The organism is Alteromonas portus (assembly GCF_005117025.1).
Taxonomy (GTDB): Bacteria; Pseudomonadota; Gammaproteobacteria; order Enterobacterales; family Alteromonadaceae; genus Alteromonas; species Alteromonas portus.
In genome coordinates, this window is sequence record NZ_SWCO01000014.1 from 1 (window position 1) to 4,716 (window position 4,716).

General features: G+C 41.2%; 7 protein-coding genes and 1 pseudogene. All 8 read right to left on the reverse strand.

What is annotated here, in order from left to right; all coding sequences use genetic code 11:
* Positions 1-200: 200 nt before the first annotated feature.
* Positions 201-536, reverse strand: coding sequence for a hypothetical protein (locus tag E5672_RS19910; RefSeq protein ID WP_167483161.1), 336 nt, complete (start codon positions 534-536; stop codon positions 201-203).
* A 136-nt stretch (positions 537-672) separates the two neighbouring features.
* The gene (locus E5672_RS19550; protein WP_136783850.1) at positions 673-1,092 is read right to left on the reverse strand and encodes a hypothetical protein; all 420 of its coding nucleotides are present in this window, start codon (positions 1,090-1,092) and stop codon (positions 673-675) included.
* A 252-nt stretch (positions 1,093-1,344) separates the two neighbouring features.
* Positions 1,345-1,749: a hypothetical protein gene (locus E5672_RS20055; protein ID WP_240692290.1), complete on the reverse strand. Its 405-nt coding sequence runs from the start codon at positions 1,747-1,749 to the stop codon at positions 1,345-1,347.
* Positions 1,750-2,041: 292 nt separating this feature from the next.
* Complete coding sequence (locus tag E5672_RS19560) at positions 2,042-2,392, reverse strand: hypothetical protein (RefSeq protein ID WP_136783851.1); 351 nt, start codon at positions 2,390-2,392, stop codon at positions 2,042-2,044.
* Positions 2,393-2,522: 130 nt separating this feature from the next.
* Positions 2,523-2,891 carry a hypothetical protein gene (locus tag E5672_RS19565; RefSeq protein WP_136783852.1) on the reverse strand — a complete coding sequence of 123 codons (369 nt, stop codon included), beginning with the start codon at positions 2,889-2,891 and terminating at the stop codon, positions 2,523-2,525.
* 63 nt (positions 2,892-2,954) lie between these two features.
* Positions 2,955-3,659, reverse strand: a complete 705-nt coding sequence (locus tag E5672_RS19570) for a DEAD/DEAH box helicase family protein (protein WP_136783853.1) — start codon at positions 3,657-3,659, stop codon at positions 2,955-2,957.
* Positions 3,660-3,785: 126 nt separating this feature from the next.
* The gene (locus tag E5672_RS19575) at positions 3,786-4,181 is read right to left on the reverse strand and encodes a WapI family immunity protein (RefSeq protein WP_136783854.1); all 396 of its coding nucleotides are present in this window, start codon (positions 4,179-4,181) and stop codon (positions 3,786-3,788) included.
* A 134-nt stretch (positions 4,182-4,315) separates the two neighbouring features.
* Positions 4,316-4,716: pseudogene (locus E5672_RS19580) on the reverse strand (hypothetical protein); the annotation flags it as partial.

Consider the following 4,716-nt stretch of genomic DNA (forward strand, 5'->3'; position numbering starts at 1 on the left):
GTATCCAGAAATTGCTAAAATAGTTAAATTCATAGAAGTTCCTTTTCTTCGTTTATTCCACTGATTTATCAGTGTGCGCTGACACCTAACTTTCCAATAACGGGCGCAGACATGTGGGGCATAATGGCGAAGCCGCCCCGCGTGTATGCGTCCCAGCGAACGCAGTGAGTGTGTTGATTGGGTTGTTATATGCGCTGTTTTTAAGTGCCATTTTTACGATCTATCTTTGTTGCTATTGGCCAACCATACACTACAAAAAATAAAAACCAACCAGATACAAGCCATGTATGTGCTTGTGGAAATACATTTGAAATAATCCCAGCAACAAGACCAGAAGACAAAATAACAATTATGTATCTACTAGCTGAAGCCTGTTGAGACCGTAATTCTTTAAAATAGGGGTCGAGAAAAACTAATAAAATTGCTACTAAATATAGCGGAACTGCCCACTCTATAAGTGATTTAAAAAGAGCAGCTGTAGGTATAACAAGCACAGCACCACAATACATCCATTTTCTGCTATTAAATACTTCCATTTTTCAAGCTACCACAAGCATATAACGCCCCACTAAGGGGCGATAAAACATGGGCTAAATTTAGGAACGAAGTGACGCAGCCCATGTGTTAGCGTCCCAGCGAGCGAAGCGAGTGCCTTAAGTGGTTTGTTATACGTCACGGCTCTGATACTTCCTTTATGTGGCCAGCTGAACTTAATAATTTTGCCAACGCAGTTGCAACTTTTTCTTTCGATTCAGTCGGGTTTATTTTGTTAAACAAATTTCTGAAAAATGGAATGTCGGCCTCGATAAAGCAGTGCCATACAACTGATTCGTTTGTGGGGGGCTTTAGTTCATTATTGCTATCTATTTCATCGACGTTACCGCAACCAATCCAAATTGGACAAGGTTTTTCCATACAGTCGATTCGCCATCCCCAATCTTCTGGAAATGCTTTTGTTGTAAATCCAACATCATTCAAATTATTGGAGATCCATTCTGCTAAGGATTTTCCGTATCGCATTGGATTAGTTTCGTCATCCTCTCCATCAATAATTTTGATTTCCGAAGACTTAAAATAAAAAGAGTGTTTCACTCATCCTCCATGACGTATAACTTTTAAATAAGGGGCGCAGGCATGTGGGGCATAATGGCGAAGCCGCCCCGCATGTATGCGTCCCAGCGAACGCAGTGAGTGACTTAATTTTTTTGTTAGGTGCGTGCTCATTTAAACTGCATTTTGTTTCTTACTAGTTGAAATATACATGCACCAGTTAATGCCGCATACAAACCCAAAATAAAGTAAAACATGTTTGGGCTGGTTTCTAGAGAATAGTCCTCGCCACCTCTAGGGGAGACTTGTCCAGTAGATAGTCCATGAATAAATAAAGAGATGAAAAACAGACCACAAAAAACTAAAAGAACCTTGTCGGATGTTGAGTGTTTCTTCATAAATGGTTTCATCCAAATTACACTTGAGCAGCTTAAGCAAAGCTTGATTCAGCTGACTTTCGCTAGTAGCACCTAACATTAAGCTAAGCGGCGCATTTGCGTGGGGCATAATGGCGAAGCCGCCCCGCGTAAATGCGTCCGAGCGACCGAAGGGAGTGGTCTTTAGCGCTTTGTTATAAGCAGAGCCAGTTCCTTTGGTCTTTTTAAAAACTAATGAAGCCAGCATACGATTGATTGTTAACACAAACAAGCGAAACGACTGTGCAGTAATGTTTTTGATTTGATTGAAGCTAGCCGCCATCTGAGCTACCAAGTGTAATGGCGCTTACTTGCTGAAAATAAGCACTTGGTGATAAAGAGCCTATTACACTACCTCTGAATTGAAAGCGGCGGATTTAAACCTACCACAAGCCAGAGCGATGCTAATGAAAACAGGTGAGGGTAGTTGTACTGGGATTTTTATGAAGCCAAAAGCAGTTTAGGCTGACGCCTTATAACTTCCAAATATGGGGCGCATGCGCGTAGGGCATAATGGCGAAGCCGCCCTGCGTGAATGCGTCCCAGCGAACGCAGTGAGTGCCATAATTTGTTTGTTATGTTTCACTTGCTTGATATTCCGCTAGTTCTTTTTGCAAAAGTGCTATGGTTTTCACGGCTTCAAAATTTTGCCGAGCTACATCTCCTTTATACGATGTAAGAAATGCCGAAACCTTTTTTATTATTTCATCTTGTTCAGAGCTTGATACATTTTTAGAAAATGATAAATCCAGTGTAGGAACGCTGGGCTCGGGACTGGACGGAAATTTTTTAAGAGTATCCTTTACCATTTCCTTCCATATTTTTAGGACTTTTGGGTTCGGATGAAAAAGCCCTCTATCTATTATTGCTTCATTTTGATTAGCCTTAAACGCTTCTAGGCTGGTAATGTCAATTATGTTGCTCATGTTCAGTTTTCCTCCGTGAAACATAACACCCCACTAAGGGGCGATAATACATGGGCTAAAATTAGGAACGAAGTGACGCAGCCCATGTGTTAGCGTCCCAGCGAGCAGCGCGAGCGCCTTTAGTGTTTTGTTAGGTGCGTTTGCACACTACTTTACCAAAAGCGCTCGCGGGCATATCCTCACACCTTTGAATGCCATTTATAACTTCAATGGCATCACTGCATGCTTTGTTCTTCAGAATTGGTTGTGATTCTGGTTCTACCCTTGCTATTCCATTCGGACAAATGGACTCAGCTTTTTTTATCCATATCACGTCAAGCCCTTCGGCTGTGTCACTATCCCGTTTCACCGTGATGATGTGGGCGTCACCAGATTCATTGGAGTTGACGGTGTAAGTTACATCACTAAACACAAAGCCAGAAAAAAATATCAATAAATAAGAAGCAAATCTCAAACCAGCACCTAACTTTTCAATAACGGGCGCAGGCACGTGGGGCATAATGGCGAAGCCGCCCCGCGTGTATGCGTCCCAGCGAACGAAGTGAGCGAGTTTATTGAGTTGTTAAATGCCACCTACTCTGACTTTGAAAAACTTAGTTTTTTCACTTAAATGTTGATATGACCAAGGTGGGTTAACTACATCAATGTTAGAAACGCCCAGCGTAGCAAGCCCTTCGAGCGAATAGTACCAGCCGATGAAGTCTTCTTTTTCGACGAAGTCTTTATATTCGGGAGATTGTCCTAGTGTTGTTATTTGCTGGTCCACACCAATTTTTTCGAAGAAGTTTCGCTCACGAATTACAGCTGACCTCATATATTTTTCTAGGTTTTGCTTTGTTGATTCCCGTTCATCCTCTGGAAGAGCATCAATAAACGATGTTATTTCTTTCTCCATTCCGGTTGTACCACCATGGAAACCAATTACAGCGTGATTCGAAATCCTGTGATGATTTGCTGCAGAAAAAACGTAGTTGGCACATGATGAGAGACAATAATCATTGACCTCGAGCTTCAAATCATAGTCATGAACAATATTACCAAGGTCCATTCCATGATTGATTTCACCGCCTTCAGACGTTATCGACAGCCATTCAACTTTACTCTTTCCATTTTTCAGAATAGAAAGAAGTTTCTCATTTGCTGATGGCGATAACTTACCGTGATAAATTACTGTGTTTTCGTTCAAATCGACTGTTGTTTCGCTACCTTGTGCTGACGCGCATGATAAAGAAATAATTAAAATAAAAGACCAGAAAAGTTTAAACATGCTGTTTCCTTGTGGCATTTAACGCCCAACTTAGGGGCAATAACACGTAGGCTAAAATGGGAGCAAAGCGACTGAGCCTACGTGTTATTGTCCCAGTGAGCGCTAGCGAACGACTACAGTTGTTTGTTAGCTATACACGCTTAAAACTACCTTTTTTAGTTGCGTTATAAAACTGTCAAGGTAGGTTTGGTCTAACCCGAAGCCACAACTTAATGTTTGTTGAATATTGCCATATTCAATAAATTCACCGAAAAACTCAATGTGACCTAGTGAAGTAGCAACAAATTTAATGGACTCACTTTCGTAGTGAAATTTTAGTTCAGCCGAACCCTCTAGGGTTTTGTAAATAGCTTCAAGGTCGCATACGAATTTTTCAAAGTCTTCGAAGTAAAACTCTGGGGTGAAGTATGAAAAGCGACCGCTTTTAATGTCTAAAGCACACTGGCCAGATAGATCTAGCTGCTTCTCAAACGAAGACATAACAATTTTTTTGGTTGGATTTACTACAAGTTCTGCATCCATGATCCACCTGTATAGCTAACTTCCAAATATGGGGCGCAAACACGTGGGCAATAATGGCGAAGCCGTGCACGTGTTTGCGTCCCAGCGAGCGGCAGCGAGTGACATAATTTGTTTGTTATACGCAATAGCCAAAATCAACCGCCATATTGCATTATTAAGTAAAAGCCACAAACTAAACATACCGAGACAAAGCAAGGAATACCAAATAACTGCAGTTTTTGTTTTAGCGCCAGAGACTTTGAGCTAGCTGAAAGAACAATACAAGGGAGCAATTGTGATATGAAAATAGGAATGATGAAAACGCTTATTGGATAACCAACATAATTTGCAATGAAATCGCCTGCATTACCTACATACCAAATTTGAAGTAAAAAATTGAGTAAGCAAACTAATACAACAAGACCAATAAATTCCTTTTTACTCACAGGTTTCCTTTTGCGTATAACTTTTAAATAAGGGGCGCAGGCATGTGGGGCATAATGGCGAAGCCGCCCCGCATGTATGCGTCCCAGCGAACGAAGTGAGTGACTTAATT

Coding starts and splice junctions, on each gene's coding strand:
- E5672_RS19575 (WP_136783854.1), bottom strand. CDS start 4,181: ATGGATGCAGAACTTGTAGTAAATCCAACCAAAAAAATTGTTATGTCT.
- E5672_RS19570 (WP_136783853.1), bottom strand. CDS start 3,659: ATGTTTAAACTTTTCTGGTCTTTTATTTTAATTATTTCTTTATCATGC.
- E5672_RS19910 (WP_167483161.1), bottom strand. CDS start 536: ATGGAAGTATTTAATAGCAGAAAATGGATGTATTGTGGTGCTGTGCTT.
- E5672_RS19560 (WP_136783851.1), bottom strand. CDS start 2,392: ATGAGCAACATAATTGACATTACCAGCCTAGAAGCGTTTAAGGCTAAT.
- E5672_RS19565 (WP_136783852.1), bottom strand. CDS start 2,891: ATGCCCCACGTGCCTGCGCCCGTTATTGAAAAGTTAGGTGCTGGTTTG.
- E5672_RS20055 (WP_240692290.1), bottom strand. CDS start 1,749: ATGGCGGCTAGCTTCAATCAAATCAAAAACATTACTGCACAGTCGTTT.